This is a genomic window from Burkholderia sp. FW306-1C-G01B (assembly GCF_058781685.1).
This window is the reverse complement of record NZ_JBYSWZ010000015.1, coordinates 95,815-119,419: the sequence shown is the minus strand read 5'-3', so window position 1 is coordinate 119,419 and position 23,605 is coordinate 95,815. Positions and strand designations below refer to the sequence as shown.

At 65.6% G+C, this 23,605-nt stretch carries 19 protein-coding genes; 6 read left to right on the top strand and 13 right to left on the bottom strand.

Annotation, left to right across the window (positions count from 1 at the left end):
* Positions 1-25: 25 nt before the first annotated feature.
* From hscB to AC3WLY_RS27050, 9 genes are all read right to left on the bottom strand, one after another.
* Positions 26-553, bottom strand: coding sequence for a Fe-S protein assembly co-chaperone HscB (gene hscB / locus AC3WLY_RS27090; protein WP_175961300.1), 528 nt, complete (start codon positions 551-553; stop codon positions 26-28).
* 94 nt (positions 554-647) lie between these two features.
* Positions 648-971 (bottom strand): iron-sulfur cluster assembly protein IscA, encoded by a 324-nt coding sequence (gene iscA / locus AC3WLY_RS27085; RefSeq protein ID WP_175961249.1) that lies wholly within the window; start codon positions 969-971, stop codon positions 648-650.
* Between the two features lie 65 nt (positions 972-1,036).
* Complete coding sequence (gene iscU / locus AC3WLY_RS27080; protein WP_006481982.1) at positions 1,037-1,444, bottom strand: Fe-S cluster assembly scaffold IscU; 408 nt, start codon at positions 1,442-1,444, stop codon at positions 1,037-1,039.
* A 67-nt stretch (positions 1,445-1,511) separates the two neighbouring features.
* The gene (locus tag AC3WLY_RS27075; protein WP_175961250.1) at positions 1,512-2,735 is read right to left on the bottom strand and encodes an IscS subfamily cysteine desulfurase; all 1,224 of its coding nucleotides are present in this window, start codon (positions 2,733-2,735) and stop codon (positions 1,512-1,514) included.
* 65 nt (positions 2,736-2,800) lie between these two features.
* Positions 2,801-3,340: a Fe-S cluster assembly transcriptional regulator IscR gene (gene iscR, locus AC3WLY_RS27070; protein ID WP_009691731.1), complete on the bottom strand. Its 540-nt coding sequence runs from the start codon at positions 3,338-3,340 to the stop codon at positions 2,801-2,803.
* A 114-nt stretch (positions 3,341-3,454) separates the two neighbouring features.
* Complete coding sequence (locus tag AC3WLY_RS27065) at positions 3,455-3,937, bottom strand: low molecular weight protein-tyrosine-phosphatase (RefSeq protein WP_492309309.1); 483 nt, start codon at positions 3,935-3,937, stop codon at positions 3,455-3,457.
* A 101-nt stretch (positions 3,938-4,038) separates the two neighbouring features.
* Entirely contained in the window at positions 4,039-4,266 is a 228-nt protein-coding gene (locus AC3WLY_RS27060) for a hypothetical protein (RefSeq protein WP_175961252.1), read from the bottom strand.
* 129 nt (positions 4,267-4,395) lie between these two features.
* A complete protein-coding gene (locus AC3WLY_RS27055) occupies positions 4,396-5,808 on the bottom strand; it encodes an LUD domain-containing protein (RefSeq protein WP_310141618.1) in 1,413 nt (470 codons plus the stop codon).
* Between the two features lie 35 nt (positions 5,809-5,843).
* Positions 5,844-6,566: a (Fe-S)-binding protein gene (locus AC3WLY_RS27050; protein ID WP_034183554.1), complete on the bottom strand. Its 723-nt coding sequence runs from the start codon at positions 6,564-6,566 to the stop codon at positions 5,844-5,846.
* A 182-nt stretch (positions 6,567-6,748) separates the two neighbouring features.
* Between AC3WLY_RS27050 and AC3WLY_RS27045 the strand changes: the two genes are divergently transcribed.
* Positions 6,749-7,558, top strand: coding sequence for an IclR family transcriptional regulator (locus tag AC3WLY_RS27045; protein WP_034183553.1), 810 nt, complete (start codon positions 6,749-6,751; stop codon positions 7,556-7,558).
* 100 nt (positions 7,559-7,658) lie between these two features.
* Here the strand turns inward: AC3WLY_RS27045 and pbpG are convergent, their stop codons facing one another.
* Positions 7,659-8,822 carry a D-alanyl-D-alanine endopeptidase gene (gene pbpG / locus AC3WLY_RS27040; protein ID WP_175961254.1) on the bottom strand — a complete coding sequence of 388 codons (1,164 nt, stop codon included), beginning with the start codon at positions 8,820-8,822 and terminating at the stop codon, positions 7,659-7,661.
* A gap of 651 nt (positions 8,823-9,473) precedes the next feature.
* On the opposite strand from pbpG, the gene AC3WLY_RS27035 reads away from it, so the two are divergent.
* Positions 9,474-10,040 carry a phasin family protein gene (locus tag AC3WLY_RS27035; protein ID WP_034183551.1) on the top strand — a complete coding sequence of 189 codons (567 nt, stop codon included), beginning with the start codon at positions 9,474-9,476 and terminating at the stop codon, positions 10,038-10,040.
* 206 nt (positions 10,041-10,246) lie between these two features.
* Here the strand turns inward: AC3WLY_RS27035 and lpdA are convergent, their stop codons facing one another.
* The 3 genes from lpdA to aceE form a co-directional block, all read right to left on the bottom strand.
* Entirely contained in the window at positions 10,247-12,007 is a 1,761-nt protein-coding gene (lpdA, locus tag AC3WLY_RS27030) for a dihydrolipoyl dehydrogenase (RefSeq protein ID WP_492309310.1), read from the bottom strand.
* 277 nt (positions 12,008-12,284) lie between these two features.
* Positions 12,285-13,946: a dihydrolipoyllysine-residue acetyltransferase gene (gene aceF / locus AC3WLY_RS27025; RefSeq protein ID WP_492332732.1), complete on the bottom strand. Its 1,662-nt coding sequence runs from the start codon at positions 13,944-13,946 to the stop codon at positions 12,285-12,287.
* Positions 13,947-14,014: 68 nt separating this feature from the next.
* Positions 14,015-16,711 carry a pyruvate dehydrogenase (acetyl-transferring), homodimeric type gene (gene aceE / locus AC3WLY_RS27020; RefSeq protein WP_175961257.1) on the bottom strand — a complete coding sequence of 899 codons (2,697 nt, stop codon included), beginning with the start codon at positions 16,709-16,711 and terminating at the stop codon, positions 14,015-14,017.
* 273 nt (positions 16,712-16,984) lie between these two features.
* Here aceE and fixL point away from each other — a divergent pair, with 273 nt between their 5' ends.
* The 4 genes from fixL (at position 16,985) to AC3WLY_RS27000 (ending at position 23,563) form a co-directional block, all read left to right on the top strand.
* The gene (gene fixL, locus AC3WLY_RS27015) at positions 16,985-19,501 is read left to right on the top strand and encodes an oxygen sensor histidine kinase FixL (protein WP_310141613.1); all 2,517 of its coding nucleotides are present in this window, start codon (positions 16,985-16,987) and stop codon (positions 19,499-19,501) included.
* Entirely contained in the window at positions 19,498-20,136 is a 639-nt protein-coding gene (gene fixJ / locus AC3WLY_RS27010) for an oxygen response regulator transcription factor FixJ (RefSeq protein ID WP_006493245.1), read from the top strand. The genes fixL and fixJ overlap by 4 nt, the downstream gene beginning before the upstream one ends.
* A 229-nt stretch (positions 20,137-20,365) precedes the next feature.
* Entirely contained in the window at positions 20,366-21,226 is an 861-nt protein-coding gene (gene folD, locus AC3WLY_RS27005) for a bifunctional methylenetetrahydrofolate dehydrogenase/methenyltetrahydrofolate cyclohydrolase FolD (protein ID WP_175961259.1), read from the top strand.
* Positions 21,227-21,475: 249 nt separating this feature from the next.
* Positions 21,476-23,563: a M3 family metallopeptidase gene (locus AC3WLY_RS27000; protein WP_175961260.1), complete on the top strand. Its 2,088-nt coding sequence runs from the start codon at positions 21,476-21,478 to the stop codon at positions 23,561-23,563.
* The last annotated feature ends 42 nt before the right edge of the window (positions 23,564-23,605 follow it).

The following is a 23,605-nucleotide window of genomic DNA, read 5'->3' as shown; positions in this document are numbered from 1 at the left end:
GCTGCGCGTGCCGCAAGGCACGCGGTTAAGTTTCGAGGCGCTCGATCTGTGCGCCCACTTCCGACGCGACGCGTTCGATGAACATCAGCTGGCGCACGGCCTCGGCGGCCGCCTGATCGGCGCCGCTGTCGAGCAGCGTGCCGAGGCGCTCGACGCGTACGCGCTTCTCGTCGCGCAACTCGGCGAGCAGCGTGTCGAGTGCGGCGACGTTGCGGGCGGCCGCGGCATCCTCGATGCCCTCGCGCCACTCCATCTGCTGCATCAGGAACGCCGGTTCCATCGCGGTGTTGTTTTCTGCGCCGATGTCGACGCCGCGCAGCAACAGCAGATAGGACGCGCGTTTCAGCGGATCGCGCAGCGTGCGGTACGCCTCGTTCGCGCGGGTTGCCCATTGCATCGCGATGCGCTTCTGCGCGTCGCCGGCCGCCGCGAAGCGGTCCGGATGCACCTGCGTCTGCACCGTCCGATAGGCGGCGTCGAGCGCCGTCTCGTCGAGCGCGAATTGCGCCGGCAGGTGAAACAGGTCGAAGTGGCTGTCTTTCAGCGAGACCATCGTCGCGTTCAATTCCGGTTCGTCGCGCGGCAAACGCCGCACATTAAAAAGGCGGCCCGTGCCGCCTCTTGCCCGCATCGCGCGGAGATCCGCGTCACACGCGGAACGATTCGCCGCAGCCGCACTCGTCCTTCATGTTCGGGTTGTTGAACTTGAACCCTTCGTTCAGGCCTTCGCGGGCGAAGTCGAGCTCGGTGCCGTCGATATACGCGAGGCTCTTCGGATCGACGACGACCTTCACGCCATGGCTCTCGAACACCTGATCCTCGGGAGCCAGCTCGTCGACATACTCGAGCTTGTACGCGAGCCCCGAGCACCCGGTCGTGCGAACGCCAAGCCGCAGGCCAACACCCTTGCCGCGACGGACGAGGTATTTCTGCACGTGCTGTGCTGCTTTTTCGGTCAGTGTAATTGCCATGATGTCCTTGCCGCGGCACGCCACCGGGGCCCGCCGCGTTCCGTCTGAAGCCCGCTCGATGCCGCTCAGGCCGCTGCCTGATCGCCTTCCTTCGTGTCGTGGCGCTTCTTGTAGTCGGCCACGGCTGCCTTGATCGCGTCTTCCGCGAGGATCGAGCAGTGAATCTTCACCGGCGGCAGCGCGAGCTCTTCGGCGATCTGCGTATTCTTGATCGACAGCGCCTCGTCGAGCGTCTTGCCCTTCACCCATTCGGTCACGAGCGAGCTCGACGCGATCGCCGAGCCGCAACCGTAGGTCTTGAACTTCGCGTCTTCGATCACGCCGTCCGCGCCGACGCGGATCTGCAGCTTCATCACGTCGCCGCAGGCCGGCGCGCCGACCATGCCCGTGCCGACCGTGTCGTCGTCCTTCGCGAACGAACCGACGTTGCGCGGGTTTTCGTAGTGATCCAGAACCTTGTTGCTGTAAGACATGACTCAGACTCCTTGACTCGTTACGCTGCGTGCGCCAATCCGCCCGCGGGTGCATTCAATGCGGTGTTCAGTGTGCGGCCCATTCGATCGTCGACAGATCGATGCCTTCCTGGTGCATTTCCCAGAGCGGCGACAGTTCGCGCAGCTTCGCGATCTTGCTGTTCAGCAGGTTGACCACGAAGTCGACTTCCTGCTCCGTCGTGAAGCGGCCGACCGTGAAGCGGATCGAGCTGTGTGCGAGCTCGTCGTTGCGGCCGAGCGCACGCAGCACGTACGACGGCTCCAGCGACGCCGACGTACATGCGGAGCCCGACGACACCGCGACGTCCTTGATCGCCATGATCAGCGACTCGCCTTCGACGAAGTTGAAACTGATGTTGAGGTTGTGCGGGACACGGTGCTCCATGTCGCCGTTCACGTACGTTTCCTCGATTTGCGACAGGCCGCGCAGCAGCTTGTCGCGCAGCATGCGGACGCGCTCGTTCTCGGTCGCCATTTCTTCGCGCGCGATGCGGAACGCTTCGCCCATGCCGACGATCTGGTGCGTCGCCAGCGTGCCCGAACGCATCCCGCGCTCATGGCCGCCGCCGTGCATCTGCGCCTCGATGCGCACGCGCGGCTTGCGGCGCACATACAGCGCGCCGATGCCCTTCGGGCCGTAGGTCTTGTGCGCCGAGAACGACATCAGGTCGACCTTCAGCTTCGCGAGGTCGATCACGACCTTGCCGGTCGACTGCGCGGCGTCGACGTGGAAGATGATGCCCTTCTCGCGGCAGATTTCACCGATCGTCTCGATGTCCTGGATCACGCCGATCTCGTTGTTCACGTGCATCACCGACACGAGGATCGTGTCGGGGCGCAGCGCGGCCTTGAACACGTCGAGGTCGATCAGGCCGTCATCCCTCACGTCGAGGTAGGTGACTTCGAAACCGTCGCGCTCAAGCTCGCGGCACGTATCGAGCACGGCCTTGTGCTCGGTCTTCACCGTGATGATGTGCTTGCCCTTGCCCTTGTAGAAGTTCGCGGCACCCTTGATCGCGAGGTTGTCCGATTCCGTTGCGCCGGACGTCCAGATGATCTCGCGCGGATCCGCGTTCACAAGTGCGGCCACCTGCTCGCGCGCTTCCTCGACCGCACGCTCCGCGTCCCAGCCATAAGCGTGGCTGCGCGACGCCGGGTTGCCGAACTGCTCGCGCAGGTACGGCACCATCTTGTCGACCACGCGCGGATCGACGGGCGTCGTCGCGCTGTAATCCATATAGATGGGCAGGTGGAGAGTCTCTTGGGTCATCTGTCGCTCCGGATATTCTGTGCAGGGACTATGTGCGTTATGGGGTATGGCGGGCGCCTTCGCGCTCACGAACTCGCGATGTTGAACACCGAATTGGGGCCGAGCGGCATCGTGCGCACGGGCTCGGCCGGCGCGGCGACGGGCTCCGGCGTGCGCCGGTCGCGCAGCACCGCGGGCGCGCCCTCGCGTGCGCGCTGCTGATCGACGAGATCCTGCAGCGACACGGAATCGAGGTATTCGACCATCTTCTGGTTCAGGGTCGACCACAGCTCGTGCGTCATGCAATGGCCGTCGGGCTGCTTCGAGCCGTCGCACGTGCCTTTGCCGCCGCACTGCGTGGCGTCGAGCGGTTCATCGACCGCGATGATGATGTCGGCAACGGTGACGTCCTGCGCGCGACGCGCGAGGTTGTAGCCGCCGCCCGGGCCGCGCACGGATTCGACGATTTCATGCCTGCGCAGCTTGCCGAACAGCTGTTCGAGATACGAGAGCGAAATCCGCTGGCGCTGGCTGATGCCTGCAAGCGTCACCGGGCCCTGCTCCTGGCGCAGTGCCAAGTCAATCATCGCCGTGACGGCGAAACGGCCTTTGGTGGTGAGTCTCATGGTGTCTAGGGGACTGCAATCTTGACGATTTTGGTCAAGTATAAATATTTGACGAATTTAGTCAAGTATCCATGCCTTCGAAAGGGTATTCGCAAATCGCTGAATACCGTGCGATCAGCGCTCCGTGCGGGCCCGAAGCGTCTCCAGCAGGCCCGCGCACGCGCGTTCGACCTGATCGAGCACCTGCTCGAAGCCCTGCGCGCCGCCGAAATAGGGATCGGACACTTCGGTTTCGGTCGCACCCGGCGCGAATTCCATCAGCAGGCGCACCTTGTCGCGATGCTGCGCCGGACAGCGGCGGTGCAGTTCCGCGAGATTCGCTTCGTCCATCGCGAGCAGCAGGTCGAAACGTTCGAAATCCGCCGCACTCACCTGCCGCGCGCGCAGCGCCGACAGGTCGTAGCCGCGGCTGCGCGCGGCAGCCTGCGCACGCGCATCGGGCGGCTCGCCCACATGCCAGTCGCCGGTGCCGGCCGAATCGATCGCGATCCGGTCCGCCAGTGCGGCAGCGTCGACCTGATGGCGCATCACGCCTTCCGCGGTGGGCGAACGGCAGATGTTGCCGAGACAGACGAAACAGATCGCAACGCGGGTCATCGCACTATCGGAAAGCCGCGGCGGACCGCGTGGGAGAAGAACGCGTCATTATACAAAGGCGCCCGAAATCGCGCCGCCGCGCAAAGCGACGGCGCCGTGCATTACAGCGCCTTCGGCACGGCGAGCACGACGTCGCCGGATGCCGCCGGCAGCGGCTTCGCCGCGTCGTCGACCAGCCCGAACGACACCGCGCGCGCCAGTTCGGCAGACGCCTGGTGAACCGCGAGCGGGCCGCGCGCCGGCGCATCGGCCATCGCATGCAGATAGGCAGCCGCGGCCAGCGGGACGACGATTGCCAGCGGCCAGTACATCGATATTGTCTTTTTCATGATGCGGACCTCCTTGACCTCGTTCCCCGAAACCCGATTCCGGGGACTACAGACAGGATTCTATAGACCGCATCTATCGAGATAAATATGCAAATAGCGAACGCACTGTTGTCGCCGGATGAACAGTGCTCAGCCGAGATGGCTCTGCGATGCCGCGTACAGTTCGCGGAACGTGCGCCCGGTCGGCGTCGGCATGTCGCGCGTGTCCATCCAGCCGCCCATCATCGGCAGGCGCCGCAGCGTGCCGCCGTTGCCGCCCAGCCGCTCGAGGACGCGCACCGCGAGCTTGGTCGTCAGCGCGTACAGCGACGGCCGCCGCGCGACGAAGCCCCACGCGGCGAGCGCAGCCCGCTCGCGCCACGGCCGCAGGTGCCGCTCGACCTGCTTCTCGCGCAGCGTGCGCAACAGGTGCGACAACGGAATCCCGACGGGGCACACGCTGTCGCATTCGCCGCACAGCGTCGCGGCCTGCGGCAGGTCGAGCGTGCGCTCGAGCCCGACGTAGCTCGGCGTCAGCACCGCCCCCATCGGCCCCGGGTAGACCCAGCCGTACGCATGGCCGCCGACCTTCTGGTAAACCGGGCAGTGGTTCATGCACGCGCCGCAGCGGATGCAGCGCAGCATCTCCTGGAACTCGCCGCCGATCAGGCCCGTGCGGCCGCCATCGACGAGCACCACGTAGTTGTGCTCGGGGCCGTCCTCGTCGCCCGGCCCGCGCGGCCCGGTCAGCAGCGAGAAATAGTTCGACGTCTTCTGCCCCGTTGCCGAGCGCGGCAACAGGCGCATCGCGGTCGCCAGATCCTCGAGCGTCGGCAGCACCTTCTCGATGCCCGTCACCGCGACGTGCACGCGCGGCATCACCGTGCACATCCCCTCGTTCCCTTCGTTCGTCACGATCGCGACCGAACCCGTCTCGGCAATCACGAAGTTGCCTCCCGTCACGCCCATGTCGGCCGACATGAAATGCGGGCGCAGCACCTCGCGCGCCTCGCGCGTCATGTCCGGAATCTCGGTGAGCCGCTCGCGGTGGTGCGTGCGCGCGAACAGGTCGGCGATCTCGTCCTTGTCCTTGTGCACGACGGGCGCAATGATGTGGCTCGGCGGCTCGTTGTCGTTGATCTGCAGGATGTATTCGCCGAGGTCCGTCTCGATCGACTGCACGCCCATCTCCGCGAGCACCGCGTTCAGACGCATCTCCTCGGACACCATCGACTTGGTCTTGATGACCTTCTTCACGTCGTGCCGGCGCGCGATGTCGGCCACGAGCCGCGCGGCATCCGCGGTCGTTTCGGCAAACAGTACCGTCGTGCCACGCCGCGTCGCCTCGCGCTCGAATGCGTCGAGCCACACGTCGAGGTTCTCCAGCGCGCGGTTGCGGCGCGCCTTGAGCGCGGCGCGCGTGGCCGGGAAGTCGATCGCGGTCATCGCGTCGGCGCGCGCGGACACGAACTTCGTCGACAGCTTCTTCAGGTTCTGCTGCAGGCGCTGGTCGGCCAGCTTCTGGCCGGCGCGCGCCTTGAAATGCATCGATTGGACTTGCATCGCGGTATCGGGGGAAAAGTGAGCGGAACCGGGCGTCAGACGTCGCCCGCCAGCACTTGCGCGACGTGCAGCACGCGCGTGTCGCGGTCGCCGGTGCGGCGCAACCGCCCTTCGATGTTCAGCATGCAGCCGAGATCGCCGAGCACGACGGCGCCCGCGCCCGACGCACGCACGTTCGCGCATTTCTCGTCCGCGATGGCCGCCGAAATATCGCCGTACTTGACCGCGAACGTGCCGCCGAAGCCGCAGCAGTGCTCGCAGTCCTTCATCTCGGTGACCGCGATGCCGCGCTGCGCGAGCAGCGCGCGCGGCTGCGCCTTCACGCCGAGTTCGCGCAGGCCCGAGCACGAGTCGTGATAGGTAACGGGCCCGGTGAATTCACCGGGCTCGAGCGAGACCTTGGCGACGTTCGCAAGGAAATCGGTCAGTTCGTAGACTTTCTGCTGAAACCGCGCGTAGCGCCCCATCAGTTCGGGGTCGTCGCGGAACAGGTCGCCGTAGTGGGTGCGGATCATCCCGCCGCACGAACCCGACGGCGCGACCACGTAATCGAACTGCTCGAACTCGCGCAGCGTCTTTTCCGCGAGATCGCGCGCCAGCGCGCGCTCGCCGGAGTTGTAGGCCGGCTGGCCGCAGCAAGTTTGCGCGGGCGGCACGATCACCTCGTAGCCGGCGTCGCGAATCAGCTTGAGCGCCGAGAAACCGATTTCGGGGCGCATCAGATCGACCAGGCAGGTCACGAACAAACCGACTCGCATACGTGCTCCTTCGAGAAAACGGCTCTCATTATCCGCCGTTTGGCCGGCAAGACCAACGCGGGCTTGCGCGCAAGCCCGCGCGGCGCGAAGCGAGGACTTCCTCGAACGGCGTTCGCTTTTTTCACAATACGAGATACAATCGGCCCAACCCCGCCTGACGCGTCAACCGATTCCTCCCCGACATGAGCCAACCCACCCCGGATTCAAAAACGTCGATCCAGGTGATCGAACGCATGATGCGGCTGCTGGACGCGCTCGCCGCGCACAGCGACCCCGTCAGCCTGAAGGAACTTGCGCAGCGGACGGAGCTGCATCCGTCGACCGCACACCGCATCCTCAACGACATGGTGACCTGCCGTCTCGTCGACCGCTCCGACCCCGGCACGTACCGCCTCGGCATGCGGCTGCTCGAGCTCGGCAACCTCGTGAAGGCGCGCCTGTCGGTGCGCGACGCGGCGCTGATGCCGATGCGCGAGCTGCACCGTCTCACCGGGCAGACCGTGAACTTGTCGGTGCGCCAGGGCGACGAGATCGTCTATATCGAGCGCGCATATTCGGAGCGTTCGGGGATGCAGGTCGTCCGCGCGATCGGCGGCCGCGCGCCGCTGCACCTCACGTCGGTCGGCAAGCTGTTCCTCGCGGCCGACGAAACGTCGCGCGTACGCGCCTATGCGACGCGCACGGGTCTGTCCGGCCATACGCAGAACAGCATCACCGACATCGCAAAGCTCGAGCGCGAGCTGACGATCGTCCGCCAGCAATCGTGCGCACGCGACAACGAGGAACTGGAGCTCGGCGTGCGCTGTATCGCGGCCGGCATCTACGACGATTCGGGCAAGCTCGTCGCGGGCCTGTCGCTGTCGGCGCCGGCCGATCGCCTGCAGGACGCGTGGCTCGGCCAGTTGAGCCGCACGGCGCTCACCATTTCGGAATCGCTCGGCTACCGGCCGGCGCCCGCGAAGGATGCGGACGGGCTGCAGCGGCAGGCATAAGCCGCCTTCACCGGCCCCGGTTCTCCCGAACGAAAAAACCCCGCGATTGCGGGGTTTTTTCTTGCAGCCAGTCGGCGCGGCGGCGGACCGCCGCAGACGATCAGGTGCCGCCGTTCGGCGTGTTGGCTGCCGTCAGGCGCTCGCCGCCGCCGGCATCGAGCCAGTTGCGCAGGCGTGCCGCGTCGGCGAAGCGCGAATACTTGCCGAACGAATCGAGCAGCACCATCACCATCGGCCGGCCGTGGATCGTCGCCTGCATCACGAGGCACTCGCCCGCTTCGTTGATGAAGCCCGTTTTCTGCAGGCCGATGTCCCACGAGCCATTGCCGCGGATCAGCGCGTTCGTGCTGTTGTAGACCAGGTTGCGCTTGCCCGTGTACACCTCGTACGTGCGATCGGTCGAGAACTGACGAATCATCGGGTACTGGTAAGCGGCGTTGACCATCTTCACGAGGTCGCGCGCGCTCGACACGTTCGAGCTCGACAGGCCCGTCGAATTCTCGAAGTGCGTGTCGGTCATGCCGAGCGCCTTCGCCTTCGCGTTCATCGCGGCGACGAACGCCGGACGGCCGCCCGGGTAGTAACGCGACAGCGCGGCGGCCGCGCGGTTTTCCGACGCCATCAGCGCGATATGCAGCATGTCCTCGCGCGACAGCACCGAACCGACCGACAGGCGCGAGCCCGTGCCCTTCTCGTAGTCGCGGTCTTCGTCGGTGACTTCGATCTGGTCGGCCATCGGCGACTTCGAGTCGAGCACGACCATCGCCGTCATCAGCTTCGAGATCGACGCGATCGGCACGACGGCATGCGAATTCTTGTCGAACAGCGGCTCGCCGGAATTCTGGTCGACGACGTACGCGACGCTCGAGCGCAGCGCGAGCGCGTCCGGCGTGTCGTGCAGGCCGAACGCCTGGCCGACGGTCGGGCGACGCGGCTGGAACGCGACCTGGCGCACTGCGCCGCGGTGGCCGCCGTGCACGCCCGCCGCGAGCGTCATGCGCTTGCGCGACGCTTTCGCGCGCGGCGCATCGGCCGCGGCGACCCTGGCGGATTGGCTGGATGCTGCCTTGACCGACTTCTTCGCGGACGAAGCAGGAGCGACGGCCTTTTTCTTGGCGGCTTGTTGGGTCTTCGCAGTGGCGGCAAAGGCGTCAGCGGGCGCGACGGACGCGGCGGTCGCCAGCAAGGCGACGGCGACCGACACAGCCGCGCCGAGCGTCATGCTCTGCAACAATCTGCGCGGTGAAAACGATTCGGCTTTCATTGGGGTCTGGACAAAGCGGGCGGGAGGTTTCCGCAAGTGTAGTTAAAGCTTAAAAAAAGAGCAATATTAGGCACTTACCGATCGTCGTTAAACCGGAATGTAAGGGTCAGCCAACCTCAGACCAATCGACCCTCCCGCCCCCATCGAAAAAAATCATGGGAAGCACTGCCCGACAGCGCCCGTCTCCCGATTACCACACGGTTAATTGAGATAACGTCACTTTCGGGGCAATTTAAAGCGGGGAAACTACGTATCCGGCGCTCGGCGTGCCTGCAGCGCCTCTTGACCATGGCGAAGGCACGTCGCCACGGCATGCGCATCGAAACGGCGCGTTTTCGACAGGAACGGAAGGATAACGTTCCACAAGCCTGTCAGGTTTACCTGTGCATGCTCATGGTGCGCCGCGCCTGCCCCGCGCCCGTGCGCACCATTTGGGATCGAGCGTGAAACCGATTCCGAACGGCCATGATAACTCATTGTTTTATCGATAATTTGTCACGATTGTGCAACGCACAAAAAATACTTGACATCCGTTTTCTCTGCCCTAAAATATGTTTCATTGCTGCGTTGCACAAAGCACGCGCATCCGAGTTTCCCCATCGTAGTGCCCCTTACCCTGCGATCGACGCGATCGCTTTTCAGGAGCTTGACATGTCCTTGCTGACCCCCGAGCAAATCGCCGCCGCACAGAAAGCCAACCTCGAAAGCCTGTTCGGTCTGACGACCAAGGCGTTCGAAGGCGTCGAAAAGCTGATCGAATTGAACCTGCAGGTCGTGAAGTCGACGCTGGTCGAGAGCCAGGAAAACGCACAGCGTCTGCTGTCGGTGAAGGACGCTCAGGAACTGATCGCGCTGCAAGCGAGCCTGTCGCAGCCGGTCGCGGAAAAGGTGCTGTCGTACGGCCGTCACCTGTACGAAATCGCATCGTCGACGCAAGCCGAATTCACGAAGGTTGCCGAAGCGCAATTCGAAGAGCAGAACAAGAAGGTCCAGGCACTCGTCGACAACGTCGCGAAGAACGCTCCGGCCGGTTCGGAAACGGCTGTCGCCGCGCTGAAGTCGGCACTGAACGCTGCGAACACCACGTACGAAACGGTTCAGAAGGCAACGAAGCAAGCCGTCGAGATCGCCGAAACGAACTTCAACGCTGCTGCTGCCGTCGCAACGAAGGCTGCCACCGCCGCCGCTGCGCGTCGTTCGAGCAAGCCGGCCGCGTAAGCGTCCCCTGCTCCTGAAAGAGCCGCGCCCAGCGCGGCTTTTTCGTTTCCGGCGCCGGAAACGGCGCGAACCGGCAGCCGTTCGCTACGCTCGAACGGCCGTTCGAGCGCCGCGCCGGCCGCGAGCAAAAGAAAACGCCGCCGCCTGGATTGCCCGGGCGGCGGCGTTTTTTCATGGCCGGTACAGGAGCGGCCGTGCCGGTCGCGTTACTTCTTGCGTTGCGGCGGCAGGTCCGTACAGACACCTTCGTACAGTTCGGCGGCCATGCCGACCGATTCGCCGAGCGTCGGGTGCGGATGGATCGTCTTGCCGATGTCTTCCGCGTCCGCGCCCATCTCGACGGCGAGGCACACTTCGCTGATCAGGTCGCCCGCGTTCAGCCCGACGATGCCGCCGCCGATCACGCGATGGGTTTCCTCGTCGAAGATCAGTTTCGTGAAACCTTCGTCGCGGCCGTTCGCGATCGCGCGGCCCGAAGCGGCCCACGGGAACACGGCCTTGCCGTACTTGATGCCTTCGGCCTTGCACTGGTCTTCCGTCTTGCCGGCCCACGCCACTTCCGGATCGGTGTACGCCACCGACGGGATCTGCAGTGCGTCGAAGTACGCCTTCTCGCCGTGCGCGGCTTCCGCTGCGACGTGGCCTTCATGCACGGCCTTGTGCGCGAGCATCGGCTGGCCGACGACATCGCCGATCGCGAAGATGTGCGGGACGTTCGTGCGCATCTGCTTGTCGACGTCGATGAAGCCGCGATCCGTGACGGCAACGCCTGCCTTGTCGGCGCCGATCTTCTTGCCGTTCGGGCTGCGGCCCACCGCGACGAGCACGAGGTCGTAGCGCTGCGCTTCCGCCGGCGCCTTCTCGCCCTCGAACTTCACGTAGATGCCGTCTTCCTTCGCTTCCGCGCCGACCGTCTTGGTCTTCAGCATCACGTTGCCGAAGCGCTTCGCGTTGTACTTTTCCCAGACCTTCACGAGATCGCGGTCCGCGCCCATCATCAGGCCGTCCATCATTTCGACGACGTCGATCTCGGCACCGAGCGTTGCGTACACCGTCGCCATTTCGAGGCCGATGATGCCGCCGCCGATCACGAGCATGCGCTTCGGCAGCTGGCGCAGTTCGAGCGCGCCCGTCGAATCGACGACCCGCGGGTCTTCCGGCATGAACGGCAGCTTCACGGCCTGAGAGCCCGCGGCGATGATCGCCTGCTTGAACTTGACGACCTTCTTGCCGTTTTCGCCCTGCACTTCCATGTGATACGGATCGACGAACGCGCCGACGCCCGTGACGACTTCGACCTTGCGCGCCTTCGCCATGCCGGCGAGGCCCGTCGTCAGCTTCTTGACGACGCCGCCCTTGAAGTCGCGCAGCTTGTCGAGATCGACCTGCGGCTTGCCGAACGTGATGCCGTGCGACGCGAGCGCCTCGGCTTCGTCGATGACGAGCGCCGTGTGCAGCAGCGCCTTCGACGGGATGCAGCCCACGTTCAGGCACACGCCGCCGAGCGTCGGGTAGCGTTCGACGAGCACCGTCTTCATGCCGAGATCGGCTGCGCGGAACGCCGCCGAGTAGCCGCCGGGGCCGGCGCCGAGCACGAGCATGTCGCATTCGATGTCGACTGCGCCGGCGTAGCTGCCGGCTTGCGGCGCGGGCGCGGCTGCGGCCGGTGCCGGAGCAGCCGCTGCGGGCTTGGCCGGTTCGGGTGCTTTCGCGGGTGCGGCGGCGGCGGCCGTTGCTTCGACGATGGCGATGACGGTGCCTTGCGAGACTTTCTCGCCGGCCTTGACCTTGACTTCCTTGACGGTGCCGGCGACGTCGCTGGGCACTTCCATGGAGGCTTTGTCCGATTCGAGCGTGATGAGCGTCTGCTCTTTTTCGATCACGTCGCCCGGCTGCACGTTGACTTCGATGACATCGACGCCGCTGAAATCGCCGATATCCGGAACCTTGACTTCGATGAGACTCATTACTGTCCCCTTCTTGATTAGCTGCAGACAGAGGGGGGAGAAACTCGCGAGCGAACTACGGCCTGGCAAAAGAAAGACCGTGACGCTGGGCAGGACCACCTTTGCCGTCCGCCCAAGGACGCGCCTTTCTTTTGGTTACTTTTCTTTGGAAGACAAAGAAAAGTGACCGCCGCCCCGCGCAGGGGCGACGCTAGCAGACCGTCAGGAAAGCCAGTTCAACGACAAAGCGTGGATAACCAACATAAACCCCACGCCCCCGCGAGCCCCTCCCCGCTCATCAAAGAACGATGCGCCGGAAATCGCCGAGCAACGCGCCGAGATACGCATTGAACCGCGCGGCTTCCGCGCCATCGATCACGCGATGGTCATACGACAGCGACAGCGGCAGCATGAGACGCGGCACGAACTGCTTGCCGTCCCACACCGGCTTCATCTGCCCGCGCGACAACCCGAGGATCGCCACTTCCGGCGCGTTGATGATCGGCGTGAAGTTCGTCCCGCCGATCCCGCCGAGCGACGAGATCGAGAAGCAGCCGCCCTGCATCTGGTCCGGCTTCAGCTTGCCGTCGCGCGCGGCCTTCGACAGGTCGCTCATTTCCTTCGCGATATCGACGAGACCCTTCTTGTCCGCATCGCGGATCACCGGCACGACGAGGCCGTTCGGCGTATCGGCGGCGAAACCGACGTGGAAGTACTGCTTGAACACGAGGTTGTCGCCGTCGAGGCTCGCGTTGAAGGTCGGGAATTTCTTCAGCGCGGCAACGACCGCCTTGATCACGAACGCGAGCATCGTGAACTTCACGCCCGCCTTCTCGTGCTCCTTGTTCAACTGGACGCGCAGCGCCTCGAGATCGGTGATGTCCGCTTCGTCGTTGTTCGTGACGTGCGGGATCATCACCCAGTTGCGATGCAGGTTCGCGCCCGAGATCTTCTTGATGCGCGACAGCGGCTTCGCCTCGAACGGGCCGAACTTCGAGAAGTCGACCTTCGGCCAGGGCAGCAGGTTCAGCTCGCCGCCGCCTGCCGGCGCGGCCGCTGCCGCGCCCGGCGCTGCGCGCTGGCCCGTCATCACGCCCTTCACGAAGCCGGTGACGTCGTCCTTCGTGATGCGGCCCTTCGGACCCGAACCCTGCACGCGTGCGACTTCGACGCCGAGTTCGCGCGCGAACTTGCGCACCGACGGCGAAGCATGGCTGGCGCGGTATTCGCCCGACGGCGCCGCGGCCGCGGCCGCGGCCGCAGCCGGTGCCGGTGCCGGTGCCGGCGCAGCCTTCGCGGGTGCGGCGGCGGGCGCCGGGGCAGGTGCAGCAGCGGCCGGAGCCGGTGCGCTCGCCTGCGGAGCGGCAGCCGGTGCGCCTGCGGCTTCGAGCAGCACGATCAGCGTGCCTTCCGACACCGAATCGCCGACCTTCACCTTGATGTCCTTCACGACGCCCGCAGCCGGGCTCGGCACGTCCATCGTCGCCTTGTCCGATTCGAGCGTGACGAGCGACTGCTCCTTCTCGACCGTGTCGCCGACCTTCACGCCGATCTCGATCACCGGGACGTCCTTGTAGTCGCCGATGTCGGGCACCTTCACTTCGAGCGTGCCGCCGGCCGCTGCCGGTGCGGCAGCCGGTGCTGCTGCGGCCGGTGCCGGCGCTGCCGCCGGAGCCGGGGCTGCAGCCGGCGCAGCCGCGCCGTTCGGCTGTGCGGCCGCGCCGCCTTCGAGCAGGATGATCAGCGTGCCTTCCGACACCGAGTCACCCACCTTCACCTTCACTTCCTTGACCGTGCCCGCCGCGGGGCTCGGGACGTCCATCGTCGCCTTGTCGGACTCGAGCGTGACGAGCGACTGCTCGGGCTCGACCGTGTCGCCCGCCTTCACGAGCACCTCGATGACGGGCACGTCCTTGTAATCGCCGATATCCGGCACCTTCACTTCGATCGCTTGACTCATCTGTATCTGTCTCCATGGCCGCGCGCGCTCCTCGCGGAAGCGACGCGCGACATCACACGGCGTGTGCGTTAAACGGTCATCGGGTTGGGCTTGGACGGATCGAGGTTGTACTTGGCGATCGCGTCCGCGACCACCTTGCGCTCGATCGTGCCTTCGTCGGCCAGCGCGTTGAGCGCAGCGACGGTGACCCAGTGACGGTCGACCTCGAAGAAGTGACGCAGCTTCTCGCGGGTATCCGAGCGGCCGAAGCCGTCCGTGCCCAGCACGACGAAGCGGCGATCGATCTGGCCGCGAATCTGGTCGACCAGCGCGCGGACGTAGTCGGTCGATGCGATGACCGGGCCCTGCGTGTCCTTCAGGCACTTCTGCACGTGCGACAGGCGACGCTCCTCGGTCGGATGGAGCAGGTTCCAGCGCTCGACCTGGTGACCTTCGCGCGCGAGCTCGGTGAAGCTCGGCACGCTCCACAGGTCGGCGGCGACGCCCCAGTCGTTCTTCAGCAGGTCGGCGGCGGCGATCACTTCGTTGAAGATCGTGCCCGCGCCGAGCAACTGGACGCGCGGCGCCTTCTTGTCGGCGTCGGCCTTCCTGAACGCGTACATGCCCTTGATGATGTCGGCCGCCACGTGCTCGCCCTGCGGAATCGCCGGGTGCTCGTAGTTCTCGTTCATCACCGTGATGTAGTAGTACACGTCTTCCTGGTCCTGCACCATGCGGCGCAGGCCGTCCTGGATGATCACGGCCAGTTCGTAGCCGAAGGTCGGGTCGTAGCTCACGCAGTTCGGCACCGATGCCGCCCACAGGAGCGAGTGGCCGTCTTCGTGCTGCAGGCCTTCGCCGTTCAGCGTCGTGCGGCCCGCGGTACCGCCGAGCAGGAAGCCGCGCGAGCGCATGTCGCCCGCGGCCCATGCGAGATCGCCGATCCGCTGGAAGCCGAACATCGAGTAGAAGATGTAGAACGGCACCATGATCTCGCCGTGCGTCGAGTACGACGTCGCTGCCGCGATCCAGTCGCACATGCCGCCCGCTTCGTTGATGCCTTCCTGCAGGATCTGGCCGGTTTGCGATTCCTTGTAGAACATCAGCTGGTCGGAATCTTCCGGCACGTACTTCTGGCCTTCCTGGTTCCAGATGCCGATCTGGCGGAACAGGCCTTCCATGCCGAACGTGCGCGATTCGTCCGGGACGATCGGCACGACGCGCTTGCCGAGCGCCTTGTCCTTCAGCAGGATGTTCAGAATCCGCACGAACGCCATCGTCGTCGAGATCTCGCGGCCTTCACCCGTGCCCTTCAGCAGCGGCTCGAACGCGTCGAGCGCCGGCACCGGCAGCGACGTCGCCTTCTCGCGGCGGTGCGGCAGGTAGCCGCCGAGGTCCATGCGCTGCTTGCGCATGTATTCGAGCTCCTTCGAACCTTCCTCGAACTTCAGGTACGGCACGTCGGCGATCTGCTCGTCGCTGATCGGCAGGCGGAACTGGTCACGGAACTTCTTCAGTTGCTCGACCGGCAGTTTCTTCTGCTGGTGCGTGATGTTCATCGCCTGGCCCGACTCGCCCATCCCGTAGCCCTTGATGGTCTTCGCGAGGATGACGGTCGGCGCGCCCTTCGTGTTGCTGGCTTCGTGGAACGCCGCATAGATCTTGTGCGGATCGTGGCCGCCGCGGTTCAGCGCCCAGATGTCGTCGTCCGACCAGTCGGCGACCAGCGCCTTCAGCTCAGGCGAGTTGAAGAAGTGCTCGCGGACGAACGCGCCCGATTCCGACTTGTACGTCTGATATTCGCCGTCGACGACTTCCATCATGCGGCGCATCAGCGCGCCCGTCTTGTCGCGCGCGAACAGCGCATCCCAGCGGCTGCCCCAGATGACCTTGATCACGTTCCAGCCGGCGCCGCGGAATTCCGATTCGAGTTCCTGGATGATCTTGCCGTTGCCGCGCACCGGGCCGTCGAGACGCTGCAGGTTGCAGTTGATCACGAACACGAGGTTGTCGAGCTTCTCGCGGCTCGCCATCCCGATCGCGCCGAGCGATTCCGGTTCGTCCGTCTCGCCGTCGCCGAGGAACGCCCACACCTTGCGGCCTTCCGTCGTCGCGATGCCGCGCGCCTGCAGGTACTTCATGAAGCGCGCCTGGTAGATCGCCATGATCGGGCCGAGACCCATCGACACGGTCGGGAACTGCCAGAAGTCCGGCATCAGCCACGGGTGCGGGTACGACGAAATGCCGTTGCCGTCGACTTCCTGGCGGAAGTTGTCGAGCTGCTCTTCCTTCAGGCGGCCGAGCAGGAACGCGCGCGAATACACGCCCGGCGACGAGTGGCCCTGCACGAACACGAGATCGCCGCCGTGCTGGTCGGACGCTGCGTGCCAGAAGTGATTGTAGCCGACGTCGTAGAGCGTCGCGGCCGACGCAAACGATGCGATGTGGCCGCCGACGTTCGTGTCCTTGCCAGCGCGCAGCACCATCGCCAGCGCGTTCCAGCGCGTGTACGAACGGATGCGGTGCTCGATGTCCTGGTCGCCCGGAATCTTCGCCTGGGCTTCGACCGGAATCGTGTTGATGTACGGGGTATTCGCGGAGAACGGCAGGTGCTCGCCGTGCATGCGGGCGAACTCGATCTGCTTTTCGATCAGGTAGTGCGCGCGGCCGGTGCCCACGGAGGAGATCACGCCATCGAGCGACTCCAGCCACTCGACGGTTTCTTGCGGGTCGTCGTCATGTTCGGCGGCGACATATTTCATCACTTCGTTCGGTACAGCGGACATTCTCGTCTCCTGGGTCCTGGAATGTGAGGATCGCTCTCGTGCAGACGACGCGACGCGACCGGCTGCGGGCAAGCTCCAGCGGATTGTAATGAGCGTGCGCAGGCCTGCGCAACAAAATTTTCGAATCGTGAGATCTTTTCTCATAATACGGAATATTGCTGCGCCGCACCCATGCTTCGGGGCTCTGCGGCACGTCCCGGCGGCATAAATCCGTTTCCGTTCAACATATCCGGTATGGGTTTTCCATGTATTGCGCTGCGCTACAATCCTGCCATGTTGACCGATCGGCTTTTCGCACGCTCGGCGCGACCGTCGGGCCCGCCGGCGGAGTCGCAGCCGTCCCGTTGGCACCACGGACCGTGGTGGTCCAATTCCTATTTGCTGACGCCGCTGCTGTCGATCCTCGTGTTCCTCGTGGTGATGAGCCTCATCCTGTGGAGCCTCAATCGCCGCGAACAGCAGCAGCAGGAAGACACCCTCTTCCGTAACGTCGCGTGGGCGCAGCAGCAGATCCGCCTGTCGATGACGGGCGCGCAGGAACAGCTCCAGGCGCTGTCGCGCGATCTCGCGTCGGGCCGCCTCGACCAGAACGCGTTCCAGATGGCCGTCGCGGACGTGATGCAGACGCATCCGGAAATCCTCTACCTGAACTGGTACACCTCCCCCGGCGTGCAGCGCTGGCCGGCCGTGCATCCGCCGCTGCTCGGCCAGCGGCTCGCGAAGCCCGGCGACGCGCAGATGCAGGACGCCGTGCGCGGCGCCTACGACGAAGCGCGCAGCACGCGCCGCCAGGCCTATTCGCCGCTGATCTACGACGACTTCGGCAACGGCTTCATCACGCTGCAGACGCCGGTGATGCGCGGCGACCGCGAATATCTCGGCTCGATCGCCGCGGTGTTCTCGGTCGAAGGCATCCTGAAGCACGACATCCCGCAGGAGCTGTCGTCGAAGTACAAGATCTCGATCACCGACTCGAACAACCGCGAGCTGTCGTCCACGTCGACGCGCCCGCGCCTGCCGCGCGACTCGCACTACGACCTGCCGCTCGATCCGCCCGGCCAGGGGCTGACCGTGCGCGTGTACGCGTTCCCGCAACTCACGAACCTGACCAACAACACGCTCGTGTGGCTCGTCGCGGGGCTGTCGTGCTTCGTGCTGTGGAGCCTCTGGAGCCTGTGGAAGCACACGCGCCAGCGCTTCGAGGCGCAGCAGGCGCTGTACGCGGAGGCGTTCTTCCGCCGCGCAATGGAGAACTCGGTGCTGATCGGCATGCGCGTGCTCGACATGCACGGCCGCATCACGCACGTGAACCCCGCGTTCTGCCGGATGACCGGCTGGGACGAAACCGACCTCGTCGGCAAGGTCGCGCCGTTCCCGTACTGGCCGCGCGACGCTTACCCGGAAATGCAGCGCCAGCTCGACATGACGCTGCGCGGCAAGGCGCCGAGCTCGGGGTTCGAGCTGCGCGTGCGGCGCAAGAACGGCACGCTGTTCCATGCGCGCCTGTACGTATCGCCGCTGATCGACAGTTCCGGCCGCCAGACCGGCTGGATGTCGTCGATGACCGACATCACCGAGCCGAAGCGCGCGCGCGAGGAACTCGCGGCCGCGCACGAGCGCTTCACGACGGTGCTCGAAAGCCTCGACGCCGCGGTGTCGGTGCTGGCCGCCGACGAGGCCGAGCTGCTGTTCGCGAACCGCTACTACCGCCACTTGTTCGGCATCCGCCCGGACGGCCATCTCGAGCTGTCGGGCGGCGGCTTCGACCGCGCGCAGGCATCGTCCGACTCGATCGACATGGTCGATGCGTTCGCGGGCCTGCCGGCCGCCGCGCTGACGAGCAGCACCGCCGATGCGCAGGAGGTGTACGTCGAGAGCATCCAGAAATGGTTCGAGGTGCGCCGCCAGTACATCCAGTGGGTGGACGGCCACCTCGCGCAGATGCAGATCGCGACCGACATCACGACCCGCAAGAAGGCGCAGGAACTCGCGCACCAGCAGGAGGAGAAGCTGCAGTTCACGAGCCGATTGATGACGATGGGTGAAATGGCGTCGTCGATTGCTCACGAATTGAACCAGCCGCTCGCCGCGATCAACAACTACTGCTCGGGCACGCTCGCGCTGGTCAAGAGCGGCCGCGGCACGCCCGAGACGCTGCAGCCCGCGCTGGAAAAGACCGCGCAGCAGGCGCTGCGGGCAGGGATGATCGTCAAGCGGATCCGCGAATTCGTGAAGCGCAGCGAGCCGAAGCGCCAGCCGGCGCGCGTCGCGGACATCGTCGCCGACGCGGTCGGGCTCGCCGAAATCGAGGCCAGGAAGCGCAGGATCCGGATCGTCACGGAAATCCTCGCAAGAATGCCTATTATTTATGTCGACCCCGTGCTGATCGAGCAGGTGCTGATGAACCTGATGAAGAACGCGGCCGAGGCGATGGCCGACGTGAAGCCGGCGTCGGCGGACGGCGTGATCCGCGTCGTCGCCGACATCGATGCGGGCTTCGTCGACATCCGCGTGATCGACCAGGGTCCGGGCGTCGACGAAGCGACCGCCGAACGCCTGTTCGAACCGTTTTACAGCACCAAGTCCGATGGCATGGGCATGGGGCTGAACATCTGCCGTTCGATCATCGAATCGCATCGGGGGCGTCTGTGGGTGGTCAACAACGTCGAGCCGGATGGCCGCATTTCCGGCGCGACGTTCCACTGCAGCCTGCCCATTGGGGAACCCGCTGATCTCGGCCGAGGGGGGCGCGAGGCATCGGCATCACATACCGTTACGGGAGAACTATGAATAGCCCTGTCACCACCACTCAGGAAACCGTCTTTGTCGTCGACGACGACGAGGCCGTACGGGACTCGCTGCGCTGGCTGCTGGAGGCGAACGGCTATCGCGTGCAATGCTTCTCGAGCGCCGAACAATTCCTCGATGCATACCAGCCTGCGCAGCAGGCCGGCCAGATCGCATGCCTGATCCTCGACGTGCGGATGTCGGGCATGAGCGGCCTCGAACTGCAGGAGCGCCTGATCGCCGACAACGCCGCGCTGCCGATCATCTTCGTCACCGGTCACGGCGACGTGCCGATGGCCGTATCGACGATGAAAAAGGGTGCGATGGACTTTATCGAGAAACCGTTCGACGAAGCCGAGCTGCGCAAGCTCGTCGAGCGGATGCTCGACAAGGCCCGAAGCGAAAGCAAGAGCGTCCAGGAACAGCGTGCCGCGAGCGAACGCCTGTCGAAGCTGACCGCGCGCGAGCAGCAGGTGCTCGAACGGATCATCGCGGGCCGCCTGAACAAGCAGATCGCCGACGACCTCGGCATCAGCATCAAGACGGTCGAAGCGCACCGCGCGAACATCATGGAAAAGCTCAACGTCAACACGGTGGCCGACCTGCTGCGCCTCGCGCTGTCGAAGAAACAGGCCTGAGCGTTCGCCGGCCGCGGCGGCACTGCCCGCCCGGCCCGTAGCCGCCCCGCGCGATGCGGCCCACTCGCGCGGCGGCGGCCTTTCCTCCCGGCGCGCGAGCGCCGCGGTCATGACGCTTCCTGCTGATTCGCTGTCGGACGGCAGCAGGCGAACGGTATAATTGCGTGTTTTGCTGCGGCGCTTCGGTGCCGTACGCACGCATTCCAACTTCCCGGCAGGACCCACCACCATGACAGCCCTCCTCATCGACGGCAACGCCCTTTCGAAGACCTTGCGCGCGCAGGCCGCTGAACGCGCCGCCGCCCTGACCGCACGCGGCCACCAGCCCGGCCTCGCGGTGATCCTCGTCGGCGAGAACCCGGCGAGCGAAGTCTACGTGCGCAACAAGATCAAGGCGTGCGAGGACAACGGTTTCTTCTCGCTGAAGGATACGTACCCGGCCACGCTGTCGGAAGCCGACCTGCTCGCGCGCATCGACGAGCTGAACCGCGACCCGAAGATCCACGGCATCCTCGTGCAGTTGCCGCTGCCCGCGCACATCGACAGCCACAAGGTGATCGAGGCGATCGCGCCGGAGAAGGACGTCGACGGCTTTCACGTCGCGAACGCCGGCGCGCTGATGACCGGCAAGCCGCTGTTCCGCCCGTGCACGCCGTACGGTGTGATGAAGATGTTCGCTGCGCACGACATCGCGCTGCAGGGCGCGAACGCGGTCGTGATCGGCCGCTCGAACATCGTCGGCAAGCCGATGGCGATGCTGCTGCTCGAAGCCGGCGCGACCGTGACGATCTGCCACAGCAAGACGCGCGACCTCGCCGCGCACACGCGGCAGGCCGATATCGTGGTCGCCGCGGTCGGCAAGCGCAACATCCTGACGGCCGACATGGTGAAGCCCGGCGCGACGGTGATCGACGTCGGCATGAACCGCGACGACGCAGGCAAGCTGTGCGGCGACGTCGACTTCGCGGGCGTGAAGGAAGTCGCCGGCCACATCACGCCGGTGCCGGGCGGCGTCGGCCCGATGACCATCACGATGCTGCTGATCAACACGATCGAAGCTGCCGAGCGCGCTGCCGCCGCGGCCGCCTGACCCCCCGCCCGTTCAGCCGGCGCGCGGTTTTCGTGCGCCGGCGTCTCGCCAGCCGCACCGCGCCGGCTGCACCACGCCAGCCGCACGTTGCCCGACGGCTTTCCGCCCCGCATCCGACCCTGCGTCAATCGCGCCGTTAGAAACTAACGATTGGAAAGCGCACGATGCGCCCCAATAATGTCGGTATCGGGCGCCATCGCGCCGTTACCCTTTTCATCCCGGTTCATCCGGCAACAGACAGGGAGTCTTATGTCCGCCAGCGCCAACACCAATCCGCTCCTCGACTTCTCCGACCTGCCCCGCTTCGGCGAAATCCGTCCGGAACACGTGACGCCCGCGCTCGATACGCTGCTCGACGCAGCCAGTCGCGCGGTCGACACCGCGAGCGCGCCCGCGACGCCGTCGACCTGGGCCGCCGTCGTCGAGACGGTCGAGCAGGCGACGGAGCCGCTCGGCCGCGCATGGGGCATCGTCGGTCACCTGAACGCGGTCGCCGACACGCCCGAGCTGCGGGCCGCGTACGGCGAGAACCTGCCGCGCGTGACCGAGTTCTGGTCGAGCGTCGGCCAGAATCTCGCGCTGTACGAGAAATACAAGGCGATCGCCGCGAGTGCCGAATACGCGACGCTGTCCGCCGAGCGCAAGAAGATCCTCGACAATGCACTGCGAGATTTCCGCCTGTCGGGCGCCGAACTGCCCGAAGACCAGAAGCCGCGCTTCGCGGAACTGCAGGAACAGCAGGCCGCGCTGTCGAAGGCGTTCTCCGACCACGTGCTCGACGCGACCAACGCGTACGCGTACTTCGCGCAGGACGACGCCGAACTGGCCGGCCTGCCCGGCGACGCGATCGAGGCCGCCCGCGAAGCCGCGCAGAAGGACGGCAAGGACGGCTGGAAATTCACGCTGCACTTCCCGTCGTACTTCCCGGTGCTGCAGTACGCGGACAACCGCGCGCTGCGCGAGACGCTCTACCGCGCCTATGCGACGCGCGCGTCGGAACTCGGGCCGCAGTACGGCGGCGGCAACGCCGAATGGGACAACACGGCAATCGTCGCCGACGAGCTGAAGCTGCGCCGCGAAGAGGCGCAGATGCTCGGCTACCGCAACTTCGCCGAAGTGTCGCTCGCACCGAAGATGGCCGAATCGCCGCAGCAGGTGATCGCATTCCTCGAGGATCTCGCGACGCGCGCGCGCCCGCACGCGGACAAGGACTGGGACGAACTGCGCGCGTTCGCCGCGAAGGAACTCGGCCTCGCCGAACTCGCGCCGTGGGACGTCGCGTACGCGGCCGAAAAGCTGCGCGAGCAGCGCTATGCGTTCTCGGAAAACGAGGTCAAGCAGTACTTCCCCGAGCCGGCCGTGCTGAAGGGCCTGTTCACCGTCACCGAGACGCTGTTCGGCGTGCGGATCGAGCCGGACGACGCGCCGGTATGGCACAAGGACGTGCGCTTTTTCCGCGTCGAGAACCGCGACGGCTCGCTCGTCGCGCAGTTCTATCTCGACCTGTACGCGCGCGAAGGCAAGCGCGGCGGCGCCTGGATGGACGACGCGCGTTCGCGTGCGAAGCGCGGCAGCACCGTGCAGACGCCGGTCGCGTACCTGACCTGCAACTTCTCGGCGCCGGTCGGCGGCAAGCCCGCGTGCTTCACGCACGACGAAGTCATCACGCTGTTCCATGAGTTCGGCCACGGGCTGCATCACATGCTCACGCGCGTCGACGAGCTCGGCGTGTCGGGCATCAACGGCGTCGAATGGGATGCGGTCGAGCTGCCGTCGCAGTTCATGGAGAACTTCTGCTGGGAATGGGACGTGCTGTCGTCGATGTCGTCGCACGTCGACACGGGCGCCACGCTGCCGCGCGAACTGTTCGACAAGATGATCGCCGCGAAGAATTTCCAGAGCGGGCTCGGCACGCTGCGCCAGATCGTGTTCTCGATGTTCGACATGCTGCTGCACGTCGACTTCGACCCGGCTGGCTCGACCGGCGTAACCGCGTTCGCGCGCGAGATCAACGAGCGCTATCACGTGATCCCGCAGGCGGCGTTCTCGCGCTGGCCGAACACGTTCAGCCATATCTTCGCGGGCGGTTATGCAGCCGGCTACTACAGCTACAAGTGGGCCGAGGTGCTGTCGGCCGACGCGTACGCGGCGTTCGAGGAAGCGGCCGCCGCGAGCGGCAGCGTGCTCGACGCGGCGACCGGCACGCGCTATCGCCGCGAAATCCTCGAGGTCGGCGGCAGCCGTCCGGCAATGGATTCGTTCAAGGCGTTCCGCGGCCGCGAGCCGGAAATCGATGCGCTGCTGCGCCACAACGGGATGACCGCGCCCGCGCACTGAGCGCGCCGCGCCGCCCGGCCCTTCGGGCTGCATCGAAAGGCA

Bases quoted from the DNA above. Each gene is read 5' to 3' on its own strand.
- fixL (WP_310141613.1), top strand. From the start codon at position 16,985: ATGTTGACCGATCGGCTTTTCGCACGCTCGGCGCGACCGTCGGGCCCG.
- AC3WLY_RS27075 (WP_175961250.1), bottom strand. From the start codon at position 2,735: ATGACCCAAGAGACTCTCCACCTGCCCATCTATATGGATTACAGCGCG.
- iscR (WP_009691731.1), bottom strand. From the start codon at position 3,340: ATGAGACTCACCACCAAAGGCCGTTTCGCCGTCACGGCGATGATTGAC.
- AC3WLY_RS27055 (WP_310141618.1), bottom strand. From the start codon at position 5,808: ATGCAAGTCCAATCGATGCATTTCAAGGCGCGCGCCGGCCAGAAGCTG.
- fixJ (WP_006493245.1), top strand. From the start codon at position 19,498: ATGAATAGCCCTGTCACCACCACTCAGGAAACCGTCTTTGTCGTCGAC.
- AC3WLY_RS27065 (WP_492309309.1), bottom strand. From the start codon at position 3,937: ATGACCCGCGTTGCGATCTGTTTCGTCTGTCTCGGCAACATCTGCCGT.
- AC3WLY_RS27045 (WP_034183553.1), top strand. From the start codon at position 6,749: ATGAGCCAACCCACCCCGGATTCAAAAACGTCGATCCAGGTGATCGAA.
- iscA (WP_175961249.1), bottom strand. From the start codon at position 971: ATGGCAATTACACTGACCGAAAAAGCAGCACAGCACGTGCAGAAATAC.
- AC3WLY_RS27050 (WP_034183554.1), bottom strand. From the start codon at position 6,566: ATGCGAGTCGGTTTGTTCGTGACCTGCCTGGTCGATCTGATGCGCCCC.
- AC3WLY_RS27060 (WP_175961252.1), bottom strand. From the start codon at position 4,266: ATGAAAAAGACAATATCGATGTACTGGCCGCTGGCAATCGTCGTCCCG.
- folD (WP_175961259.1), top strand. From the start codon at position 20,366: ATGACAGCCCTCCTCATCGACGGCAACGCCCTTTCGAAGACCTTGCGC.
- aceF (WP_492332732.1), bottom strand. From the start codon at position 13,946: ATGAGTCAAGCGATCGAAGTGAAGGTGCCGGATATCGGCGATTACAAG.
- pbpG (WP_175961254.1), bottom strand. From the start codon at position 8,822: ATGAAAGCCGAATCGTTTTCACCGCGCAGATTGTTGCAGAGCATGACG.
- hscB (WP_175961300.1), bottom strand. From the start codon at position 553: ATGGTCTCGCTGAAAGACAGCCACTTCGACCTGTTTCACCTGCCGGCG.
- lpdA (WP_492309310.1), bottom strand. From the start codon at position 12,007: ATGAGTCTCATCGAAGTCAAGGTTCCGGATATCGGCGATTTCAGCGGC.
- AC3WLY_RS27000 (WP_175961260.1), top strand. From the start codon at position 21,476: ATGTCCGCCAGCGCCAACACCAATCCGCTCCTCGACTTCTCCGACCTG.
- aceE (WP_175961257.1), bottom strand. From the start codon at position 16,711: ATGTCCGCTGTACCGAACGAAGTGATGAAATATGTCGCCGCCGAACAT.
- iscU (WP_006481982.1), bottom strand. From the start codon at position 1,444: ATGTCTTACAGCAACAAGGTTCTGGATCACTACGAAAACCCGCGCAAC.
- AC3WLY_RS27035 (WP_034183551.1), top strand. From the start codon at position 9,474: ATGTCCTTGCTGACCCCCGAGCAAATCGCCGCCGCACAGAAAGCCAAC.